Genomic DNA, 22,051 nt, shown 5'->3' with positions numbered 1-22,051 from the left:
TTGCGCAAACGCCGCGCCGGCGGCGATCGCGGGGCCGGAGTCGCGCCGCATCGGCTCGAGGATCACGTCGGCCTCGATGCCGATCTCGGCGAGTTGCTCCAGCACCATGAAGCGGTAGGCCGCGTTGGTGATGACAACAGGGCGGTCGAACAGCGCAGCGTCGGAGACGCGCAGCAGCGTGTCCTGGAAGGTCGAGCGTGCGCCGAACAGCGGCAGGAATTGCTTCGGGCGCACCTCGCGCGAAGCCGGCCAAAGCCGTGTGCCGGCGCCGCCGCACATGATCAGGGGGATGATGCGCTTGTCCATCGTCATCTCAAACCTTGAAGTCGTCCCTATACCAGGTGACAAAATTGTGGACCCCGTGCGATCGGCTTGGATACTACACGGGCCGCGGCGTCAAGATGCGTGAAGTCGCCGGGCCTAAAGGCCTGTCTGCGGCCTCTCGGCCGGTATCGAGGGGCTTGCCATAGACCACGCCCCTTATGGCCCCTTCTGCCAACCCCTTCTGATAACCGCTATTGCAAGATCGGCGCCAAAACCATACCAAAGCGGCCGAATTCGGCGCCTCGCGTCGGGTCGCCTCCAATCTCAGCAAACCCCGCGGGCGAGATGCGCCGAATCCTGCTGTCGACAGCCAAAATCCTGATCTCCGCGGCGCTGCTCTATCTGGCGCTCCGCAAGGTCGATCTGACCGAGCTGTTGTCGCGCTTCACCGCGACCAGCCTGCTCTGGATCGGCATGGCGATCGCGGTCACGTTCCTGCAGATCTTTGTCGGCGTGCTGCGCTGGCGCGAGATCAGCGACGAATGCGGCGCGCCGCTCGAGCTCGGCCGCGCCATGCGCTACAACGTGATCGGCTCATTCTTCAACCAGACCCTGCCGTCCGCGATCGGCGGCGACGCGGTCCGGCTCTGGCTGGTCGCGCGCGCCGGCGCCGGATGGCGCGCGGCGACCTATTCCATCTTCGTCGACCGCGCCATCGGCCTTGTCGCGCTTGCGATCCTCATCGTCGCGAGCCTGCCCTGGAGCTATCGGCTGATCACCGATCCGAGCGGCCGCTCGGCGCTGCTGCTCGTCGACTTCGTAGCACTTGCCGGCGGCATCGGCTTTTTGATCTTCGGCGCGCTGAAATGGTCGTGGCTGAAGACGTGGTGGGCCACCCACCACATCCACGCCTGCGCCGTGATCGCCAACCGCGTCATCTTCAGCCGCCCGCGGGGACCGATCATTGCGGTCCTGTCGCTGCTGGTTCACGTCCTTGCCGTCGTCATCGCCTGGTGCGTGGTACAGTCGATCGCAGCCCCCGTCACGTTCGCCCAGGTCTTCCTGCTGGTGCCACCGGTGATGCTGATCACCTTGATGCCGATCTCGATTGCCGGCTGGGGCGTGCGCGAGGCGAGCATGGGGCTGGCCTTCGGCTTTGCCGGGCTCGCCGCCAATGAAGGCGTCAACATCTCGCTGCTGTTCGGTGCGGTCTTCTTCATCGTCGGCGCGTTCGGCGGCCTGGTCTGGATCCTCAGCGCGGAAAAAGCCGCGCAGGGCTCGGCGCAGCTCGGGGTCCCGGAGTGACCGCGCCTGTGATCGTGGCCGCGCTGCTTGCCGTTGCGATCGCCGCGCTGATCTCGGCGCTCGTCACCTGGACCAGCCGCCCCCTGCTCCAGCGCTACGCATTGGCTCGGCCGAATGCCCGCTCCTCGCATCGTGTCCCGACCCCGCAAGGCGCAGGCATCGCGGTGATATCGGCGACACTCGTCGTCGCGATGACATGGGCCGTCTGGACGAACGTTGCGATCCCGCCGGCGCTGGTGATTGCGACGGTCGTGATCGCGCTGGTCGGGTTCGCCGACGACATCGTCCCGCTGCCGGTGCTGGTGCGGCTCGTGCTGCAGGCCGGCTGCGTCGCTGCGGTCGTGTTCACCGCGCCCGATGATGCGCGTGTCCTACCGGCACTGCCGCTGGCGCTGGAGCGCGGCCTGATCGTGCTCGCCGGCATCTGGTTCGTGAACCTCGTCAACTTCATGGATGGGCTCGATCTGATGACGGTGGCCGAGATGGTGCCCGTCACCGCCGCGCTGCTGCTGTTCGGGCTGATCGGGGAATTGTCCTGGCCGGCGGTGTCGATCGCTACCGCCCTGTGCGGCGCGATGCTCGGCTTTGCGCCGTTCAACAAGCCGGTCGCAAAAGTCTTTCTGGGGGATGTCGGCAGCCTGCCGATCGGCCTTCTGCTCGGCTGGTGCCTGCTCGAGCTCGCCTGGCATGGACAGCCCGCCGCGGCGCTGCTGCTGCCGGCCTATTATCTTGCGGATGCCACCATCACGCTGTTCCGGCGCATCGCAAGGCGTGAACAGTTCTGGTCGGCGCACCGCTCGCATTTCTATCAGCGCGCCACAGACAACGGGTTTACGGTTCCGCGCGTCATCGGTGATGTGTTTGCACTCAACCTCGTGTTGGCCGCGCTTGCTATCCTCACCGTCCGTTCCGGCTCGATGACGGTCACGCCGCTCGCACTTGTCGCCGGCGCAGTCGCGGTCGGCTTCGTGCTGCGGCGGTTCTCCCGGCCTCAGGCGTCCTGAGCCGCCAGCGCCAGGCGCAGACCCTCGTCGAGCGACACTTTCGGCTGCCAGCCCGTCGCCATCGCCTTGGAGATGTCGAGCTCGAGCGAGCCGAGCAGGCTGTCACAAGTTTCTTGCCGGCCCGTGATGGTGAGAAAGGAGCGAAGCAATCCTGGCGGCATCCCAAAGAGCCTGGGACGCGTGCCGGATGCCCTGGCAAGCCGTGTGATGAATTCCGGGGTCGATATCTGCTCCTTGTCGGCGACCAGGAAAGTCTCGAAATTGCTGATGGGATCGGGGTGAGCCAGTCGATGAACAATGAACGAAGAAAGATTCTGTACGGCCACAAACGCACGTTGGTTATTGATCTCGGCTAACGGCAGTGGAAAGCCCAAGTTGACCGCACGTGTCAGCAGCGCAAAATTGCCTTTCGCTCCAGCGCCGTAGACCAGTGGCGGTCTGATCGTCGAGATCTTCATGTCGGTCTCGGAGGCCAATACCTTCAGGCCCGCCTCTGCCTCAGCCTTGGAGATGCCGTAAACGCCATGGGGCGTCAGGACGTCCTCCTCGCTGAACGGCGCGCGATCTCCATTGCTGCGGCCATGAACAAGAACTGTGCTGATGAAGATGAATTGGCGAACACCAGCCCTCGCCGCACTGCGGGCCAGCTGCAACGTGCCGGCACTATTTATCGTTCTATAAAGATCGGCCGCATGCTCCTCACGTTTGTGATGAACGCGTGCGGCAAGGTGGACGACGGCATCGACATCGGCAAGCGCCGTCCGCCAGTCCGTTTCAGGCCCGATCGATGGGATGACAAACTCCCCGTCGAGGCCGTCCGCCATGCGAACCGCACGGCGGACGGACCATCCCTCACGCGCCAGCATCGGAATGAGGTGGCGGCCGACGAAGCCGCTCGCTCCCGTCACCAGCACAACCGGCTTCCGCTCAATCATCGTTGCTCCGAAAGGTTAGGTTGGTGCAGCAATTCTCCGATCAGCGCCGCATAGGCATTCATCGCGGCGACGCGATCGAACCGTGACGCCACCGTCACTGCCCGCTTCGCGAGGTCGGCAGCGTCCGACCTGAAAGCGGTCCGGATGGCGCTTGCAAGCTGATCGGCGCGGCCGGGCGTTACAACCCAGCCGAGCCCGTGCTCCACCACGGTCAATGCGGCCTCGGCCTCGGACTCAGAGACCAGCACGACGGGCCGGCCGACCGCCAGCAGATTATAGAAGCGGCTCGGCACCGACACTCCCGCGACGTCCTTCCGGTACGGGATGATCCAGAGGTCGGCCGCGGTCAGCAGCGCCTCGAGCGCGGAATCCTCGACCCGCGCCACGAAGGAGATGTTGGCGAGATTCGCTTCGGCCTGCAACTTCTTCAGCCGCTCGAATCCGATGCCCCAGCCGGAGAGCAGGAAGTGGATCTCCGGCTCGTCCTTGAGCAGACGCGCCGCCTCGAACACGATCTCCGGATCATGGGTGAAACCGAGATTGCCTGACAGTCCGACGATGAAGCGTCCGGCGAGCCCCTTGCGGAATGGATTGTCTGGTGTCACCGGCCGCGCCGCAGGCACCAGCGTCGCCCAGTTCGGAATGAAACGGATCTTGTTCCGCGTCATGCCGGCATAGCTGAGCAGCGGCCGCTCGGCGTCGCGGCCGATGGTGATCACGGCATTGAGCGCGCGGAACATCAGGCTGTTGGCGGCGCGCATCGCGCCCGCCACGATCGAGCGCGGCTTCAGCAGGCCCGACATCACCAGCACGTCGGGGAAAAGGTCGTGCATGATCAGCGCCGAACGCGCACCCTTGACCCACGCGGCAGCCACGGCCGCGTAAGGCAGCACGAACGGCGCCGTGACGGTGAGCACGACGTCGCCGGGCCGCACGCGCCGCAACAGCGCGACGAAGATGCGCAGCGCGAACAGCAACTCGGAAAGGCCGCGCCGGACCAGCGCCGCCTTTCCCGCCAGCCGGTTCTTGACGGCGATCACGCGGGGCTTGTCCGCACCTGTCTGCGATGCCGGCAGCGCGCCTGGCGAGCCCGACAGCACCACAACCTCGTGCTCGGCAGCGAGACGGCAGGCGATCTCGGCCATGATCGCAGCGGTCGTGCTCGGATCAGGCGGATAATGCTGGCTCGCGACGACGATCTTGCCAGCGATCTTGTGTTGCGGCTGCATGGTCAGGCCGCGGTCGACCCGAATTCGGGGACCGCATCCTTCAGGATGCTCTTGATGGTCGCCCGATCGTCCCGCGCGATCGCCTGGTCGAGGGCGCTGATCCATTTGCGCAGGATCTGCATCGGCGGCTCGTTGGGCTGCGCCGCCATGATGCCGGCAAGACCGATCTCGCGGGTCGGCTCTTCGGAAGCGAACAGGATTTCATGCAGGCGCTCGCCTGGCCGCATCCCGGTGAACACGATCTCGATATCGTAGCCGGGCTGCAAGCCCGAGAGGCGGATCATGCGCTCGGCCAGATCGACGATCTTCACCGGCTGGCCCATGTTGAGCACGTAGACCGAAACGTCCGGACGCCTCGTTCCGAGCGCATGCGTCGCCGCCGTGATCACGAGGTCGCAGGCCTCGCGGATGGTCATGAAGTAGCGGACCATGTCCGGATGGGTCACCGTGACGGGGCCGCCGGCCTCGATCTGAGCCTTGAACTTCGGCACCACCGAGCCGTTCGAGGCCAGCACATTGCCGAACCGAACCGAGATCAGGCGCATCGGCGGCTTGGCGCCACCGCCGCCGGCCGCAAGATCATGGTCCAGCGCCTGGCAGTACATCTCGGCGAAACGCTTGGTCAGCCCGAGCATGGACACCGGCTCGATCGCCTTGTCGGTCGAGATCATCACCATGGCCTCGGCGCCGGCGGCGAGGGCCGCATCGGCGACGTTGATCGAGCCGAAGATGTTGGTCTTGACGCCTTCGCTCCAGTCGCGCTCCAGGATCGGCACGTGCTTGAGAGCGGCTGCGTGGAACACGATGTCAGGCTTGAACTCGGCCGTCAGGCGCATGATGCGCTCGCGGTCGCGGATGTCGGCGATCCGCCCCTCGATCGCGGCCCCCGTATCGTGCGCGGCCAGCGCCTCGGTGACGGCGTAGAGTGCCGGCTCGGAATTCTCGAGGATCAACAGCCGCGCGGCGCCGAAGGTGGCGACACGCTCGCAGATCTCCGAGCCGATCGAACCACCACCACCCGTGACGATCACCGCCTTGCCCCTAATCAAGGCCTCGAGGCGCGCATAGTCGATCTTTTCGCTCGGCCGCAGCAGCAGATCCTCGACTGCGACCGCGGTCAGGCGCGGCGTGTCGCCGCTCTCGAGCGAGGGCATGCGGTTGACGATCACGCCCAACCTGCGCGCGCGCATCAGGATCGATTCCGGATGCGCCTCCGGCTCGAACGCCGACGGCGTCATCACCACGCGAGCGATCGCCTTGTTGCGCCTGGCGAAGTCCGCAATGACGTCCTCGATGTCCTCGATGCCGCCCAGCACCGGCAGGTTGCGGATCAGCTGTCCATGATCCGAGCTCGACGGCGACAGCACGCCGACCGGCCAGATCCGCTTGATCGCCCCGCTCTCGATGCCGCGCAGCAGCACCTCGGCGTCCGCGGCGCGGCCAATCAGCAGCGTCGGCGCAGCGTCGTCGGTTCTCGCGTGACGCCGCACCCGCGTGTAGCGGAAATAGCGGTAGGCCATGCGCAAGGCGCTGAGGAAGGTAATCTCGAGGAACCAGTAGAGGACGATCGTCACCTTGCCGAGGAAGAAGGAGCCGCGGACGTTGGGGGCGACGAAGATATAGTCGAGCGCCAGCAGCGCCACCGTCAGCACGCTCGCGACGCGGATGATGTTCATCGCGTCCGGCAGCGAGATGAAGCGCCATTTCGCCGAAGACAGGTTGAAGACGAAGAACACCACCACGCTGAAGGCGAGGAAGTAGGGCAGAATCTGGAACAGCAGCGGCAGGCGGTCGTAGAAATAGTCGCCGCCCTCGAAGCGCAGATAGAAAGCCGCGAACAGCGCCGCCATGGTCGCCAGCAGATCGTGAAGCGCGATCAGAAAATTGCGCAAGGTGAGATGCGAAAGTCGCGTCATCCGCCGACCAATGAATATCCCAATAGGTACAACCTGACCGCGCTGATAGCCCATCTCGACAGGACTTACTAGCAACAAGACTTGCCAGTCAGATCTTGCCGGCCGCGTGACCGCTCAGGAACCGGCCTCCCCCAGCTTCGCCGCCTCCCGTTGCGCCCGGATCACCATGCCGCCGGCAACCCCGACGCCAAGGACATACATCCAGCCTTCGTGAAAATCGAACAGATGGGAGTTGAACAGCGAGGTAAAAATGTTCTGGACCACAACCAGGAGGCCAATCCAGTAGGCCAGCCCGTCGCCACGAAACAGCAGCAGATGCAGGCTCCAGATCGCGAAGAGAACGGCGATGCCGATGACGCCCCATTGCACGGCGATATTGAGCGTCTGGTTATGCGGATTGCCGATCACCTCGGCCGAGGCTTGATAGCCGCTTCCGGTCTTCGCCTGCTCGAACAGGCCGCGCGTCGAGCCGGTGCCGTGCCCCCTGATCGGCGCCTCCGCGAAGAACCCGAGCGACTTCCGCCAGAACTCGAGCCGCAACCCAAGCGAGGTCGGTTCGCCCTTCTCCTTGTAGCGGGTGTAATCGCTGACGAAGGAATCGGCGGTCTTGCGCAACTGCGGCGAGGCCTGCCAGGCAATCGCAGCGCCCGCGAGCAGGACGGCGGCGATGATCACGATGCTGCGCCATCTCAAGTGAAGCAGTGCGAACACGCCGAACATGATCGGAACCGTGACCAGCGCGGTGCGCGATACCACCACGAAGACCATGTTGACGAAGAAGCTCAGCGCCAGCACCGTCAACAGTCCGGCCAGCCAATAGCGCTTCTGGCGCAGCAGCAGCACGATCGGATAACCGAGCGCGACCGCGCAGAGCGCGAATTCCTGGCTCTGGTCGATGTAATTCTTGACGAAGATGCCGCGCTCGGCCTGATCGGGCTTGAGCGTCAGCTCGGGATGGAATGCGACCAGCCAGGACATCACCGACAGCAGCGCGCAGGACACCAGGAAGGCGATGAACATCCAGTGCCCCCGCGGCGAGCGCTCGAAATGGTAGAGCAGAACCGGCAGTACGAGCAGCTTGACAGTCGGACCGACGGCATAGAGGCGCGCGCCCCAGGCGGCATCCGACCACAGCGTTCCCACCAGTGCGAGCAGGAACAGCGCGATCGGTGCCGCACAGATCGGACGTGTCAGCGATTGCAGGAATGCCCTGGTGTCGAGGAACGGCACCATGCAGAGCAGGAAGGCGACGTTGAAGATCGCCGTGAGCGAGGTCGACCATGGCAGCGCAGCCACCGTGAGGATCGCGAACAGATCGACCGCCTCGGCCCAGGCCACCGGGCTGCGGAAACGCCGCCACAGCATCTGGGTGGTCGTCTCCTGCGCAAACGTCGTCACGTCGTTCCTCCGCGCGCGCGATGGACCAGCGCCGTGGTACTGAAGCCCTTGAGGATGTCGACCAGCACGACCACCCCGCCCGCGGCCTCGACGACCTCGTGGCCGACCACCTGCTCGCGGGTATAGTCGCCGCCCTTCACCAATACGCTCGGCGTGATGCGCGTGATCAGGTCGATCGGCGTATCCTCCTCGAAGATGACGACGAGATCGACGGCTTCGAGCGCCGCCAGCACTTCGGCGCGCGCGCGCTCGTCCTGCACCGGACGATCCGCGCCCTTCAACCGGCGTACCGAGGCATCGCTGTTGAGACCGACGATCAGGCGGTCGCAAGCGGCGCGCGCCGCGGTCAGCACCTTGACGTGGCCGGGATGCAGGATGTCGAAGCAGCCATTGGTGAAACCGACGCGCAGCCCCTCCTGTTTCCATTCGGCGAGCTTGGCATCGAGCACCTCGGGCGCGCTCACGACCTTCTCCTCGGCCGCGAGCGTCGCGTGCGGCAGGATCTTTCGGCGCAGCTCGGCGGCGCTCACGCTGGCGGTGCCCTGCTTGCCGACGGCGACAGCGGCCGCCGCGCTCGCGATGCGCAAGGCCGTGTCCCAGTCCGCGGCCGCGGCGCGCGACACTGCGAGCGCCGCAGCGACCGTGTCGCCGGCACCGGAGACGTCACGCACCTTCACCGGGAAAGCCGGCACATGGACGGCCTCGCCCTTGCGCGGCACCAGCGTCATGCCGTGCTCGCCCTGCGTGACCAGGATCGCCTCGCAATCGGCGAGCCGCATCACGTCCTCGCTGGCATCGACGATGCTTTGCGGCGTGTCGGCGCGGCTGCGCGTGGCTTCCGCAAATTCCTTGCGATTGGGCGTCAGCAGCGTCGCGCCGCGATAGATCGCCCAGTTCAGGCTCTTGGGATCGACGATCACGGGCTTGCGGGCCGCTCGTGCGGCATCGATGGTGTGGCGGATCACGCGCGCCGTCAGCACGCCCTTGGCATAGTCGGACAGCAGCACGATATCGGCGCGCGCGATCTGCGGCAGGATCGCCTCGATCAGCTTCGTCTCGACCTCCTCGGAGGCTGCGACCGCCTGCTCCCAATCCGCGCGCAGCATATGCGTGGAGAAATGCTCGGAGACGAAGCGTACCTTTCGCGTTGTGGGGCGCGACGGATCGCACACCAGCGCGCTCTCGATGCCGGCATATCCCGACAGCGCAGCCTTGAGCCGCGCTCCCGCATCGTCTTCGCCGACGAGACCGACAAAGATACAGCGTGCGCCCAGCGAGGCGATGTTGCGCGCGACGTTGCCCGCACCGCCGATATGGATCTCGCTGCGCTGGGCCGCGATAACAGGCGTCGGCGCTTCCGGCGAAATCCGCGACACCTCGCCATAGACGAACTCGTCCAGCATGATATCGCCGATGCAGAGCACCGTACGGTCGGATATCGTTTGCGCGAGGGCATCGAAATCGAGAATGGGCGTCGGCATTGGTGATGGGCCTCAGCGGAAACGGTCGGACCGGTCGAGATAATCCCCGACATAGGCCTTCACTGCGTCCTCGAGCGTCGTGAAGCCGCCGTTATAGCCGGCGCGGTGGAGACGATCGACCTTGCTCTCGGTGAAATATTGATAGCTGCCGCGGATCTGCTCGGGCATGTCGACATATTCGATGTTGGGGCGGGTGCCGAGCGCGGCATAGGCGGCCAGCATCAACTCGCGGAAGCTGCGCGCCTTGCCGGTGCCGACATTGAACAGGCCGGACACCGATGGAGTCGCCAGCAGCCACAGGATCACGCGCACGACGTCGTTGACATAGATGAAATCGCGCCGCTGGTCGCCGTCGGCGATGCCGTCGCGGTGCGACTTGAACAGCTGCACGACGCGGCCCGCCTTGACGTCGTCGAAGCGGCGCGCCAGCACGCTCATCATCGCGCCCTTGTGGTATTCGTTGGGCCCGAACACGTTGAAGAATTTCAGGCCGGCCCATTGCGGCGGGAGCGGGTCGCCGTTCGCGACGCGACCGGCGACGGCAAGATCGAACAGCTGCTTGCTCCAGCCGTAGAGATTCATCGGCCGCAGCCTCTTCAACGCCGGCAGCGAGGCGTCGTCGTCAAAACCTTCCGCGCCGTCGCCATAGGTCGCAGCCGAGGAGGCGTAGATCAGCGGCACGGCGCCCGCCGTGCACCAGTCGAGCAGGCGCATCGAGAAGCGGAAATTGGTCTCGATCACGAGGTCGCCATCGGTCGCCGTGGTCTCGGAGATCGCCCCGAGATGGATCACCGCATCGAGCTTGCGGCCCTTCAGCCAGTCCGTCAGCTCGGCCGGGGGCACGATATCCATAAGCTGCCGCTTGGCGACGTTGCGCCATTTGCCCTCGCTGCCGAGCGTGTCGCAGACCACGACATCGCTGCGGCCGGCCTCGTTGAGCGCGGCGACGACATTCGATCCGATAAAACCGGTCCCACCGGTCACCAGCAACATTCCAACGACCCTGCCTGAGTTTCTGTGGCCCGATCCCTGCCGTAGCGCATCGTCCGCCAAAGTGTAAGCATTTTGGGACCGCCGCCGCTGCCCGGCTTGTCCTGCCGCTCCGGAGCGGCTAACCGAACCGCCTCATCAGAGCGTTTGCGGCCCTATTAACGAATGAACCAAGATTCGCAATTTGGCGGGAGTGAGGACCGGAGCGACACACGCCCGATCCTGATCGTCCCCTATATGTGGATCGGGGATTTCGTCCGGAATCACACCGTCGTTCGGGTCCTGAAGCAGCGCTGGCCGAATCGGCCGGTCGATCTCCTGACCACGCCCCTCTGCGCCCCGCTGGTCGATTACATGCCCGGCGTGCGGGAGGGCATCGTCTGGGACCTGCCCCGCGGCCGCCTCGCCGTGGGCCGGCAGCTCGGCCTGGCGAAGCTGCTGCGGGAGCGGAACTACGGCACGGCCCTGGTGCTGCCTCGGACCTGGAAGGCGGCCATCGCGCCCGCGCTGGCCGGCATCCCTGAAAGGGTCGGCTTCGTCGGCGAGTTCCGGTTCGGCCTGCTCAATCGCTGGCGCTGGGGCGAGAAGAAACTGCCCCGTTTCATCGACAAGAACGCCGCCCTGGCCCAGCCTGACGGCGCCCCGCTGCCTCCGGAATGGCCTGTGCCGCAATTGCGCGTCCCCGCCGAGGAGATCGCCCGCTGGCGCGAGGCCAATGGCCTCGGCGCCCGCGCCGCCGTCGCGCTCGCGCCCGGATCCGTCGGGGTGTCGAAACGCTGGACCTATTACCCGGAGGCCGCTCGGCTGCTGGTCGAGCGCGGCCTCGATGTCTGGGTGGTCGGAGGGCCCGCCGAAAAGGGGCTCGCCCAGGAGATCGTTGCCGCCGGCGGCCCCGGAGTGCGGGATCTCACCGGCACCGACTTGCGCAACGGCGTCCTCGCCATGGCGGCGGCTGGCGTCGCCATCTCCAACGATTCAGGACTGATGCACATCGCAGCCGCGCTCGGCACCCCCACCATGGGCATCTTCGGCCCGACCAGCCCCTATCTCTGGGCGCCCCTCAACGGCCTCGCAGCGACCCTGGTCCAGACCAAGAGCGTGCTCGCCTGCCAGCCGTGCCAGAGCACGATCTGCAAGATCAACGACCATCGCTGCATGCGGGACATCGCGGCGCAGGACGTCGTCGAGATCGCAAGGGACGTGCTGACCAGGACGCAGGCCAATGTCTGACAGCCGCGCCGCCAAGCCCGCCGCCTTCCTCGATCGCGACGGCGTCATCAATCATGACGATGCCTATATCGGCACGAAAGACCGCATCCGCTGGATGCCCAACGTCGCCAAGGCCATTCGCCGTCTCAACGAGGCGGGCTATTGGGTGTTCGTATTCACCAACCAGTCCGGCGTGGCGCGCGGCTTGTTCACCGAAGACGATGTGAACAATCTGCACGGCTGGATGCGCGACGAGCTCGCCCGCGACGGCGCGCAGATCGACGACATCCGCTTCTGTCCGCATCATCCGCAAGGAACTGTCGCCGGCTACATCGGGGAGCACGATTGGCGCAAGCCTGCGCCCGGCATGCTGCGCGATCTCGTCCGGCACTGGCCGGTGCAACTCGACGGCAGCTTCGTGATCGGAGATCAGGCCCGCGACATCGAAGCGGGCAAGGCGCTCGGACTGCCGGGCTTTCTCTTTCCGGGCGGCGACCTCGATGCGTTCGTGAGCGGGGTGCTGGCGCAGATCAGGCCGAGGAATGTATCCTGATCGCATCTTCGGATGATGCCAATCTACCCCTGTTTTGCCCGACGAAGCAAACGAAATTCGCAAAATCAGCATCTGCATCGCACGCACCGGGCAATCCGTTGATTTTGTTGCGGCCGGCTACTGTGCATGGGGTTGTTTTCGGCTTTTTGTCTGTGGTCGTGACAAGGCCCGCTCAAAGTAGCGGCCGATAGACCTCGCCGATCCGGGCTGCTTCAGCATCGAGACTGAACTTCGCCAGCACCCGCGCCCGTCCCCGCTCGCCCATCGCCGTCGCGGCAGCCACATCGCGCATCAGCGGCTCGACGGCCGCCACCAGCGCATCGGCATTGTCGGTCGGGATCAGTACCCCGCTCACGCCGTCCTCGACCACGAGTTCGGCAGCTCCGGCGCGCGCGGCGACGAGCGCGCTGCCTGATGCCATCGCCTCGATCAGCGTGAGGCCAAAGCCTTCGTTGCGCGAGGTGAAGGCGTAGATCGTCAGCCGCTGATACCAGCGCTGCACCGCTTCGATCGGCAGCTCGCCGGTGATGACGATGCGCGATTGCAGGCCCGCTGCCTCGATGCGTTTCCTCAGCTCATTCGCAAAGGGCATCTGCTCGGCCGTGACCTGTCCGACGATCACGGCGGTGAAGTCAGGATAGCGCGGCAGCAGCCGGCACATCGCATCGACGAATATGTCGGTGCCCTTCTGCGCGCGCACGCGGCCGAAACAGCCGATGGCGTAGCGCCCCGGCAAGCCGCTCTCGGCGAACGCAGCGGCGCGATCGACCGGCGGCGCGTAGACGTCGGTGTCGACGCCGTGCGGGATCACCGTCGCTTTCACTTTCAGGAACGAGCCGGAAATCTCCGAGGTCGCGATGATCGCGTCCATCTGCCGGATCAGCCAGCGCGTGATCCAGCTGTGATGCCGCTGCGCCGCCGAGGTGAAGACCAGCTTGAGCGGCCAGTCGAGCGCGCGCAGCACGACACCCGCGATCATCTCGTTGTTGCGGCGCGCATGCCAGATCAGCGGCCGCTCGCGCCGCCATAGTTTCAAGAGGTCGGCGAGGCGGAGCCGTCCGATCCCCTCCGGCGCGTCCGAGCCGAGCCAGCCTGCGCGGTACAGCTTTGCCAGCCGCGGCGCCACCATCCGGTTGGTCGCGGTGACCCCGGAATAGCGCCTGTGCAGATTTGGCACGATCACTTGCAGATCGCCGGGGGAATCGACCACGTCATGCTCCGTTTGGTGTTCCCCCTATACGCAACATTAAGCATAGTGGCCAGTTCAGGACTGCCGATACCCCCTCTTCACCACGCAGACGCTAGCTTGGCGCGTTGATCGAAGACGGGTGAGATCATGACTGTGCTAGTCACCGGCGGCGCCGGCTATATCGGAAGTCACACGGTCCTCGCGCTGGCCGAAGCCGGCGAGGACGTCGTCGTGATCGACGATCTCTCCACCGGTTTCTCCGCCTATCTGCCCGAGGGCGTACCGCTGTTCATTGGCGATGCCGGCGACGAAAACCTGCTCGAAGGCGTGATCGCCCAGCACGACGTCGAGAGCATCATCCATTTCGCGGGCTCAGTGGTCGTGCCGGATTCGATGCGCGATCCGCTCGGCTACTACCGCAACAATTTCGGCACCGCGCGCAATTTGCTCAACGTCGCGGTGAAGCGTGGCATCGGCCGCTTCATCTTTTCCTCGACCGCCGCCGTCTACGGCAATCCGGACCAGGTGCCGGTGCCCGAGCATGCGCCGACGCGGCCGCTGTCGCCCTACGGCTCGTCGAAGCTGATGACCGAGATCATGCTGCACGACGTCGCCAGCGCCTACGGCATGCAGTACGTGACCTTGCGCTATTTCAACGTCGCCGGCGCCGATCCGCAGGCGCGCATCGGGCTTGCCACCGTCGGCGCCACCCATCTGCTCAAGATCGCGGTCGAGGCCGCGACCGGCCAGCGCGCCAAGATCGACGTGTTCGGCACCGACTATCCGACCCCGGACGGAAGCTGCATTCGCGACTTCATCCACGTCACCGACCTCTCGCAGGCGCATCGCTCCGCGCTTGCTTACCTGCGCAATGGCGGCGCCTCGACCACGCTGAACTGCGGCTATGGCCGCGGCTATTCGGTGCTCGAAACCATCGACGCGGTGCGCCGGGTTTCGGGCCGCAGCTTCGCCGTGCAATACGCCCCGCGCCGGCCCGGCGACATCATGACCATGGTCGCCGATACCAGCCGCATCCGCAGCCTGCTCGATTGGAGGCCCCAATACGAGGATCTCGAGACCATCGCGGCGCACGCCCTGGCCTGGGAGGACAAGCTGTTCCGCGAGCGCCACGGCGAGCTCCGCCACGCCGTCTCGGCCTAAAATCCGACCCGGCGCAAGCCCTTAATTGGGCTTGAAAAGCGCAGCTTTAGCGGGCACAGAGGCCCTTCGATCCCTGACGCGCGGGCAGGCTTTTCGCCTTGGCCGTCAATGGACACCGGATGGCCCAGTTTCCAAAGAAAATCACCGACGATCCCTATGCGGCGATGGTCCTCATTCGCCGCCTGGTCATGGAGCAGGGGGTCGTCTACTGGCGGCGCTACCTCGTTGCCTTTGCCCTGATGGCGGCTGCCGCGGGCGCCACCGCAGGCGCGACCTACGTGCTCGGCCAGGTCATCAACCAGGCCTATGTCGACAAGAACATCCCGGGCATCGCGATGTTCTCGGCCATCACGGTGGTCCTGCTCTTCATCAAGGGCGTGGCAACCTATGGCCACATGGTGATCCTGACCAAGATCAGTAACGCCATCCTCGCCACCAACCAGCGCCAGCTGTTCGCAAAACTGATGCGCGAGAGCGTCGGCTTCTTCTCCGAGCGGCATTCATCGGAATTCCTGGCGCGGCTCACAGCGGGCGCCAAATCGATCACCGACGTGCTCAACATGCTCGTCAACGCGATCGGGCGCGATCTGTTGATGCTGCTCGCCATGATCGGCGTAATGGTGTGGCAGGACCCGCTGATGTCATTCATCGGCCTCGTCGCGGTGCCGCCGGCGATGCTGGTGCTCCGCAAGCTAGTCAAGCGCATCAAGGGACTCGCCTACAACCAGTTCACCGGCACCGCCGACATCATGGAGACCATGCAGGAATCGCTGCAAGGCATCCGCACGGTCAAGGCGTTCACGCTCGAAGAGACCATGCAGAAGCGCATCGACGAGAACATCGCGATCGTCGAGCGCAACGCGAACAAGATGGCCCGCGTCGCAAACCGGTCCAATCCGCTGATGGAAATGCTCGGCGGCTTCGCCGTCGCCGGCTGCCTGATGTATGGCGGCTATGCCGTAGTCGCGCTCAACGCCACGCCGGGTGCGTTCTTCTCCTTCATGACCGCGTTCCTGATGGCGACCGAGCCTGCCAAGCGGCTGGCGCGGCTCAACATCGATTTGAACAGCCAGCTGGTCGGTGCCCGCATGCTGCTCGAGATCATCGACAGCCCGGCGAGCGAGCATTCCGATGATGACAAGCCGGCACTGAGGCTCACCGATGCCCGCATCGGGCTGCGCGATGTCAGCTTCTCCTATCGCGCCAATGAGACCGTGCTCAACCGGATGAGCTTCGTCGCCGAGCCCGGCAAGGTCACCGCGCTGGTCGGCCCCTCCGGCGGCGGCAAGTCGACCGTGCTGGCGCTCCTGCTGCGGTTCTACGAGGTGACGCAAGGCGACATCGTGATCGACGGCCAGTCGATCGGCGCGGTCTCGCGCAAGTCGCTGCGCGCGCAGACCGCCTATGTCGGCCAGGACGTCTATCTGTTCCGCGACACCATCCGCAACAACATCGCCTTCGGCAAGCCGGGCGCCAGCGAGAACGAGATCATCGAAGCCGCGAAGGCCGCCTGCGCGCATGATTTCATCATGGGCTTCCCGCTCGGCTACGACACGCCGGTCGGCGAACATGGTACCCAGCTCTCCGGCGGGCAGCGCCAGCGCATCGCGGTCGCCCGCGCGCTGATCAAGAACGCGCCGATCATCCTGTTGGACGAAGCCACCGCGGCGCTCGATTCCGAGTCCGAGCGGCAGGTGCAGGAGGCGATCGAGCATCTCTGCCAGAACCGCACCACCATCGTGATCGCGCATCGCTTGCACACTATCATGCACGCCGACAGCATCCTGGTGGTCGAGGGTGGCGAGATCGTCGAGCAGGGCCGCCACGACGAGCTGCTCCGCCGCGGTGGACGCTATGCCTCGTTCTTCCGTCTGCAACATCACGATGCCGGCGCTCTGGCGCCGATCAGCGCAACCGCATAGAGTTCGTTCCACCTCAAGAGCAGCGAGACCGCTTCATGAACGCCGCCTCCTACGTCATTCCGCTTCCGCCGCAGCCTTCGCTTCCAGTCGTCGGCGAGAACGGCCGCTATCCCGTGCGCCGCATCTGGTGCGTCGGCCGCAACTACCTCGAGCACATCCGCGAGATGGGCAATGACGAACGCGCTCCGCCGTTCTTCTTCGCCAAGCATGCCGACATGCTGGTGCCCGATGGCGCCACCATTCCCTATCCGCCCTTGACCAAGGATCTGCATCACGAGGTCGAACTGATCGTCGCGATGAAGAGCGGGGGGCTCAACATCCCCGCCGACAAGGCGCTCGATCATGTCTACGGCTACGCCGTCGGCATCGACCTCACCCGCCGCGACCTTCAGATCGCCTCGCGCAAGAAGGAGCGTCCCTGGGAGATCGGCAAGTCGTTCGACGGCTCCGCCCCCTGCTCCGCAATTCAGCCGGCTTCGAAGATCGGCCACCCCTCAAGGGGCAAGATCTGGCTCACGGTCAACGGCAAGGAAGCCCAGAAGGGTGACCTTGCCGAGCTGATCTGGAACGTGCCCGAGATCATCTGGCAGCTCTCGCAGCAGGTGAAGCTCGCCGCCGGCGACATCATCATGACCGGCACGCCGGCCGGCGTATCGCAACTCCAGGTGGGCGACAAGCTCGAATGCGGAGTCGACGGCGTCGGCACGCTGAAGGTGAGCATCGGCCAGCCGGAATAAGGCTGAACTCGAGTCACAGAAAAGCAAAGCCTCGGACGTCGCGTCCGGGGCTTTTTTGCGGTCTCAAACCCGCCGCGCGTGCGCACCCACCGCGTTGATGTCCTTGCCGGTGTAATCGGTCATCATGGCCGTCGCAACCAGCGTCATGACTGCGCAAATCGCGATGTAGAGCGCAATTGCGGTCGCAGAATGGAATGTGCCGAACAGCCAGGTGGCGATCAACGGCGCGGGACCGCCGGCAATCACGGATGCGAGCTGATATCCGAGCGAGGAGCCGCTGTAGCGCAGGCGTCCGGTGAAGCTCTCGGCGATCAAGGCCGCTTGTGGCCCATACTGCATGTCGTGCGGAATCAGCGACAGGATGATGGCCAGGAAGATGATGGTCGGCGATCCGGTATTGAGCATCGCGAAGTAGATAAAACCGAAGATGCCCGTCGCCGCAGCGCCAAGCATATACATGTTCTTGCGTCCGATCTGATCGGAGATGTGCCCGCACAATGGAATCGAGACAAACGACAGCACCGAGGCCGACAGCACCGCTGTGAGCAGGAAGTCGCGCGAAACGTGCAGAGTACCGATGCCATAGGAGAAGACGAAAGCGGTGAAGATGTAGAACGGCGCCTGCTCCGACATGCGCGCGAAGGCGGACAGCAGAATCTCCTTCGGATATTCCCGGATCACGGTCAGCATCGGCGTGCGGTCGACCTGACGCTCAGCCACAAGCTTCGAGAACACCGGCGTTTCAAGAATGCCGAGCCGGATATAGAGGCCGACAGCGACCAGGATGATGCTGAGCGCGAACGGAATGCGCCAGCCCCACGCCAGGAACTGATCGCCGGCCATCTGACTGAACGCCAGCACGGCAAGATTGGCGAGGAACAGGCCGCAAGGCACGCCGAATTGCGGCCAGGATGCGATCAGTCCTCGGGATTGGTCGTTGCGGGCCCACTCCATCGACATCAGAACCGAGCCGCCCCACTCGCCGCCGACGCCGACGCCCTGAACAAATCGCAGCACCGTGAGAATTACGGCGCCCCAGATTCCGATGCTCGCATAGGTCGGCACCACCGCCACCGCAGCGGTCGCCAACCCCATCAAGAGCAGCGTCGCGATCAGTGTGGATTTGCGTCCGATGCGGTCGCCAAAGTGGCCAAAGATCGCCGCGCCAATCGGGCGCGCGACAAAGCCGACCGCGTAGATCGCAAACGCCTCCAGCGTGCCGACCCAAGGATCGGAGTTCGGAAAGAACAGCTTCGCGAACACCAGACCCGTGACGGTGCTATAGAGAAAGAAGTCATACCATTCGATCGCTGTCCCGATCGTGGAGGCGATCACGGCGCGGCGAAGCTGCCGCTGGTGCTCGGATACAGTAAGTTGGGTGGAGTCGAGGCCAAGTGTTGCCATGGGAATACTCCCTCGGACAGGCCCCCCGCTCGCGGGTTTTCATCGGTTATCGTTGCGGAACAAACGGCGCTGGGTTCCAAGGGTTCCAGCTGGACCGGAACGAGACGCTAAAACTTTAGTCGGCTGACAAAGCCGGCCGTGGCTGGATTTCTACCAGGCCTTCACCGGCCGATTGGCATGGCTCGCCTGCGGCACACCGCGATTGAGCGACATGTGCGAATGCACGCAGAGCCAGCGATCGGCATTCCTGGCAAACACCATGGTCGCACGGCCCGGCCGTGAGAACGCGCTGCCATCAGGATGATAGCCCGTGCTCGTCCATGGCGCGATCACGGTCGCCATCGTGCCGTCAGACGATGCCAGGATCGAAGTCTGCTCAAGGACAAAGTGAAAATCAGTCGTCTTAGGCCAGACGTTGTCCCACTGGGTCGAGACCCATTGATCGAGGCCGGGAATGACGTCGTTGTGCGTACCGAAGGCGAGCACATCAGGATGAAAGAGCGGCCTTGCCGAAGCGTAATCGACCTCGCGGACATAGCCGGCAAAAGTCTCAAGCCACTGACGTAAAGATTGATCCGTCTCGCTATCAGCGGTCGGCAACGAGGTCATTGCCACTCCAGACACGTCGCAACTCCGCCAATCACTTCAGCGCCGAAAACACGATCAGACCGAGGATCAACGCCGTCAGCGAATATTTCAGCGTGTAGTAGACGTTGCGGTTCCACTCCTTGACCTTGCGGCTGCCGAGATGGACCTCGTAGAGCTTGCCGAACACCTTGTTGAGCACGCCGACATTCTCGCCATCGACGTTCTGGGTTGCCGACGCCTTGACGATGTGATGGCTGACCCAGCGGTTGATCGCGGTCATGAAGCCGAACTTCATCGGGCGCTCGACGTCGCAGAACAGGATGATGCGATTGACGTCGGTCGCATTCTCCGCGCTATGAATGAAGGTCTCGTCGAACATGAAAGCCTCGCCGTCGCGCCAGACGCATTCCACGCCGTCAACGAGGATGCGGCACTTGTTCGAATTCGGCGTGACCAGGCCGAGGTGGTAGCGCAGCGAGCCCGCGAAGGGATCGCGGTGGGCACCGAGCTTGCCGCCCGGCGGCAGCATTGCGAACATCGCGCCGTGCACTGACGGGATCGACTTGAGCAGCTCCACCGTCTTCGGGCAGAGCGTGTTCGCCGAGGGCAGGAAGTCGTCGTACCACTTCAGGTAAAAGCGCTTCCAGCCGCTCTTGAAGAACGAATAGAAGCCCCAGTCGTTGTTCTTGGCAGCCGCGCGGATAAAACCTTCGTCGAACAGGCGGACGGCCTCGTCGCGGATGGTTTCCCAGTTCTCGCTGAGCGGCTTCAGCTCCGGAAACTGCTCGACGGCGATGACCGGCTTATTCGGCACGGCCGAGCCCGCATACATCAGCACATTGTAGGGTGCGAGATAGGTCGAGTGGTCGCCGAGCTGGCGCGCGAAGCGCAGCCGCTGCTTGCCCCGAAAGTGAACGTAGATCGTCGATGCCGCAAGCACATACAAAATGACAAGTTGCGGCGCAAAAAGCTGTTTCAGCATTTCCCCAATCCCAAGTGACCCAGCCAGCTGTCGTGTAACCCGGCCTTAACCCAGCGGCAAGGTATTCACCGGCGGGTTGCAATCACGCTCGGGAGAGCCAACCAGGAATCGGGGGGCAAACTGGCCGAAACGAACCGGATTAGGTCCGCGACAGGACCTGAAGCCCCTTGAACGTCAGGCGCTTGGGATCGGTGACGCCAGCGAGATACAGCCGGCGGATAAAGGCCGTGACGGCGTCGCGGTCGCAATCGGTCAGCGCGACGACGGCGTCGACCGCAATCTTCTGGGCTTCCATTGGGCCACCTCGGCTTTGCGAGTAACCCCGGCCGTGACAGGCTAGGACCACGCAGTTAATTCGCCGTTAACTGTTCAGGCGACTTGGGCATGTGAGCACCGGCCTTGAACGGCTGAAGCGATATGAAGGTTCGGTGCTCCTGTCGCGCGAACTATTCGCGATGAGACCCGGCGATCTTCCGGGCAAGCGATGTCAGTACTTCGGTTTGCTTGACGACCAACTCGCTCTGCTTTCGCGCATGAGAGCCCGCCAGTTCGACGAATTCAGACAGGGTTTTCGCCTGGCCTACCTCCCGCACATAGGCAAGGGTTGCGCCCGCGTTGACCTCAGCTCGAGCACGACCGCGCGGCACTCGGCCGCAGATCCAAACGGATCCAGCTTGTCGCCGTCGGCCGCAGCTATGCCAGCCGCGCTCGCATCCTCGTCGGTTGGCCGCTGCATGCGCGCAAGGTTCTTCGCGTAATCCAAGGCGGCGTGCATGCCGATCTTCAGGTCTTCCAAAAGACGGGCCTGCATATCTTTGGCAATCTCTACCGACATGTCGACCGTGTTATCGAAATGTTGGAATTGCGCCGGCGGCGGCACCACTCTTTCAGCCTCCGCGCGCCCCTCCACCAATTCGGCTACGGCCGACACGCCGATCGAAGCCGGCGCCGCCGCTCGCTCGGCCTGCAGTCCATCGTTCCCGGGGCTCGCAACCGTGCTCACGGGCAGTCCCAGCAGGCGTTCCTCGGCACTCCGGCTTGCCGCCGCCGTCAGCTCCACGAGCGAACGCCGCTTGGCGCGCGCGTCGTTAACAGGCGATCTTGACGGCGGTTTGGTCATGATCCATCGGCTCCACGCCCAGATGCTGAGCGACCCAACTCCACAGGACGGCAATTTCGGCCGAAGCCTTTCCCGTCGGAGCGAACTCGCTCACGCCCAAGCCCGCCCCGAGCGCATCCTGATGATCATTGCGCTGCGCGATGAAGGGAAGCGCCAGCAGACCGAGCGAATTCAGCGAAGTTGCGGCCTCGCTCAATCGGCCACCACGCGGCGGCGTTTGATTGAGCACGAAAGCAAAACGACGATTCAGCTTGCGAATGGCAATCAGCGTCGGGATGGCAGCCTCGATATCCGCCGGGCTTGGACGCGCCGGGATCAGACATAGGTCGGCTCTAGCGATCGCCTGCATCGACAGGCTGTTGTTGGTGGCGGGGGTATCGATGATCGCAAGCCATGTCCCATCCGCTTCGAGGCGCGCGAGCACCGGCTCGATCCCGGTGGGATCGGCGACGCAATTGACGACCGGATAGCGACCTTCTCGCCGCTTTTTCCATTTCGAGACCGTTCCTTGCGCGTCCGCCTCGACGAGAGCGACCCGTTCGGCGTGCTTCATCGCGGCCACGGCAAGCCCCACGGCCAGCGTGCTCTTGCCGCTGCCACCCTTCTGCGTAACCAGAGCAAGGACGTACATGTCCTGCCCTCCCTCCATGCCAGCGAAGCGGAA

The 22,051-nt window shown here is 64.5% G+C and carries 22 protein-coding genes; 7 read left to right on the top strand and 15 right to left on the bottom strand.

The features are described from left to right. A partial coding sequence (locus tag XH88_RS02160) for a sugar phosphate nucleotidyltransferase (protein ID WP_271613775.1) occupies nt 1-306 on the bottom strand: 306 nt, incomplete at its 3' end. 303 nt (nt 307-609) lie between these two features. On the opposite strand from XH88_RS02160, the gene XH88_RS02155 reads away from it, so the two are divergent. Together XH88_RS02155 and XH88_RS02150 are read left to right on the top strand one after the other, a co-directional pair. Then, complete coding sequence (locus XH88_RS02155; RefSeq protein ID WP_271613774.1) at nt 610-1,569, top strand: lysylphosphatidylglycerol synthase transmembrane domain-containing protein; 960 nt, start codon at nt 610-612, stop codon at nt 1,567-1,569. Next, nucleotides 1,566-2,573 carry an MraY family glycosyltransferase gene (locus XH88_RS02150; protein ID WP_271613773.1) on the top strand — a complete coding sequence of 336 codons (1,008 nt, stop codon included), beginning with the start codon at nt 1,566-1,568 and terminating at the stop codon, nt 2,571-2,573. Before XH88_RS02155 ends, XH88_RS02150 begins: the two co-directional genes overlap by 4 nt. Here the strand turns inward: XH88_RS02150 and XH88_RS02145 are convergent. The 6 genes from XH88_RS02145 to rfaD form a co-directional block, all read right to left on the bottom strand. After that, the gene (locus XH88_RS02145; RefSeq protein WP_271613772.1) at nt 2,561-3,508 is read right to left on the bottom strand and encodes an NAD-dependent epimerase/dehydratase family protein; all 948 of its coding nucleotides are present in this window, start codon (nt 3,506-3,508) and stop codon (nt 2,561-2,563) included. The two genes, XH88_RS02150 and XH88_RS02145, sit on opposite strands and share 13 nt — an antisense overlap. Next, on the bottom strand, nt 3,505-4,737 hold the full coding sequence (locus tag XH88_RS02140) for a glycosyltransferase family 4 protein (protein WP_271613771.1): 1,233 nt from the start codon (nt 4,735-4,737) through the stop codon (nt 3,505-3,507). The genes XH88_RS02145 and XH88_RS02140 overlap by 4 nt, the downstream gene beginning before the upstream one ends. A 2-nt stretch (nt 4,738-4,739) precedes the next feature. Next, nucleotides 4,740-6,653, bottom strand: a complete 1,914-nt coding sequence (locus XH88_RS02135) for an SDR family NAD(P)-dependent oxidoreductase (RefSeq protein WP_271613770.1) — start codon at nt 6,651-6,653, stop codon at nt 4,740-4,742. A 114-nt stretch (nt 6,654-6,767) separates the two neighbouring features. Continuing rightward, nucleotides 6,768-8,051 carry an O-antigen ligase family protein gene (locus XH88_RS02130; protein WP_271613769.1) on the bottom strand — a complete coding sequence of 428 codons (1,284 nt, stop codon included), beginning with the start codon at nt 8,049-8,051 and terminating at the stop codon, nt 6,768-6,770. Beyond that, nucleotides 8,048-9,532, bottom strand: coding sequence for a D-glycero-beta-D-manno-heptose-7-phosphate kinase (gene rfaE1 / locus XH88_RS02125; RefSeq protein ID WP_271613768.1), 1,485 nt, complete (start codon nt 9,530-9,532; stop codon nt 8,048-8,050). The genes XH88_RS02130 and rfaE1 overlap by 4 nt, the downstream gene beginning before the upstream one ends. 12 nt (nt 9,533-9,544) lie before the next feature. Then, nucleotides 9,545-10,525, bottom strand: a complete 981-nt coding sequence (rfaD, locus tag XH88_RS02120; protein WP_271613767.1) for an ADP-glyceromanno-heptose 6-epimerase — start codon at nt 10,523-10,525, stop codon at nt 9,545-9,547. Nucleotides 10,526-10,687: 162 nt separating this feature from the next. Between rfaD and waaF the strand changes: the two genes are divergently transcribed. Next, nucleotides 10,688-11,752 carry a lipopolysaccharide heptosyltransferase II gene (waaF, locus tag XH88_RS02115; protein ID WP_271613766.1) on the top strand — a complete coding sequence of 355 codons (1,065 nt, stop codon included), beginning with the start codon at nt 10,688-10,690 and terminating at the stop codon, nt 11,750-11,752. After that, nucleotides 11,745-12,284 (top strand): D-glycero-alpha-D-manno-heptose-1,7-bisphosphate 7-phosphatase, encoded by a 540-nt coding sequence (locus tag XH88_RS02110; RefSeq protein WP_271613765.1) that lies wholly within the window; start codon nt 11,745-11,747, stop codon nt 12,282-12,284. Before waaF ends, XH88_RS02110 begins: the two co-directional genes overlap by 8 nt. Before the next feature lie 172 nt (nt 12,285-12,456). Here XH88_RS02110 and XH88_RS02105 read toward each other — a convergent pair whose 3' ends face one another. After that, nucleotides 12,457-13,494 carry a glycosyltransferase family 4 protein gene (locus XH88_RS02105; RefSeq protein WP_271613764.1) on the bottom strand — a complete coding sequence of 346 codons (1,038 nt, stop codon included), beginning with the start codon at nt 13,492-13,494 and terminating at the stop codon, nt 12,457-12,459. Between the two features lie 126 nt (nt 13,495-13,620). Between XH88_RS02105 and galE the strand changes: the two genes are divergently transcribed. From galE to XH88_RS02090, 3 genes are all read left to right on the top strand, one after another. After that, nucleotides 13,621-14,634: a UDP-glucose 4-epimerase GalE gene (gene galE / locus XH88_RS02100; protein WP_271613763.1), complete on the top strand. Its 1,014-nt coding sequence runs from the start codon at nt 13,621-13,623 to the stop codon at nt 14,632-14,634. 119 nt (nt 14,635-14,753) lie between these two features. Next, nucleotides 14,754-16,556, top strand: coding sequence for an ABC transporter ATP-binding protein (locus XH88_RS02095; RefSeq protein ID WP_271613762.1), 1,803 nt, complete (start codon nt 14,754-14,756; stop codon nt 16,554-16,556). A gap of 35 nt (nt 16,557-16,591) precedes the next feature. Beyond that, complete coding sequence (locus tag XH88_RS02090; RefSeq protein WP_271613761.1) at nt 16,592-17,293, top strand: fumarylacetoacetate hydrolase family protein; 702 nt, start codon at nt 16,592-16,594, stop codon at nt 17,291-17,293. 63 nt (nt 17,294-17,356) lie between these two features. Here the strand turns inward: XH88_RS02090 and XH88_RS02085 are convergent, their stop codons facing one another. The 7 genes from XH88_RS02085 to XH88_RS02060 all read right to left on the bottom strand — a co-directional run bounded on the left by XH88_RS02085 (nt 17,357) and on the right by XH88_RS02060 (nt 22,018). Further along, a complete protein-coding gene (locus XH88_RS02085) occupies nt 17,357-18,697 on the bottom strand; it encodes an MFS transporter (protein WP_271613760.1) in 1,341 nt (446 codons plus the stop codon). 150 nt (nt 18,698-18,847) lie between these two features. Beyond that, nucleotides 18,848-19,306, bottom strand: coding sequence for a YybH family protein (locus tag XH88_RS02080; RefSeq protein WP_271613759.1), 459 nt, complete (start codon nt 19,304-19,306; stop codon nt 18,848-18,850). Nucleotides 19,307-19,337: 31 nt separating this feature from the next. Next, nucleotides 19,338-20,267 (bottom strand): aspartyl/asparaginyl beta-hydroxylase domain-containing protein, encoded by a 930-nt coding sequence (locus XH88_RS02075; RefSeq protein ID WP_271613758.1) that lies wholly within the window; start codon nt 20,265-20,267, stop codon nt 19,338-19,340. A 139-nt stretch (nt 20,268-20,406) separates the two neighbouring features. Further along, on the bottom strand, nt 20,407-20,562 hold the full coding sequence (locus tag XH88_RS02070) for a hypothetical protein (protein ID WP_271613757.1): 156 nt from the start codon (nt 20,560-20,562) through the stop codon (nt 20,407-20,409). 151 nt (nt 20,563-20,713) lie between these two features. Next, the gene (locus tag XH88_RS39165) at nt 20,714-20,860 is read right to left on the bottom strand and encodes a hypothetical protein (protein ID WP_442868404.1); all 147 of its coding nucleotides are present in this window, start codon (nt 20,858-20,860) and stop codon (nt 20,714-20,716) included. Then, a complete protein-coding gene (locus XH88_RS02065) occupies nt 20,848-21,387 on the bottom strand; it encodes a hypothetical protein (protein WP_271613756.1) in 540 nt (179 codons plus the stop codon). Before XH88_RS02065 ends, XH88_RS39165 begins: the two co-directional genes overlap by 13 nt. Further along, nucleotides 21,356-22,018, bottom strand: a complete 663-nt coding sequence (locus XH88_RS02060; RefSeq protein WP_271613755.1) for a ParA family protein — start codon at nt 22,016-22,018, stop codon at nt 21,356-21,358. Before XH88_RS02060 ends, XH88_RS02065 begins: the two co-directional genes overlap by 32 nt. Nucleotides 22,019-22,051: the final 33 nt, after the last annotated feature.

Source organism: Bradyrhizobium sp. CCBAU 51627 (genome assembly GCF_028128765.1).
Taxonomy (GTDB): domain Bacteria; phylum Pseudomonadota; class Alphaproteobacteria; order Rhizobiales; family Xanthobacteraceae; genus Bradyrhizobium.
This window is presented reverse-complemented; position numbering and strand designations above follow the sequence as displayed.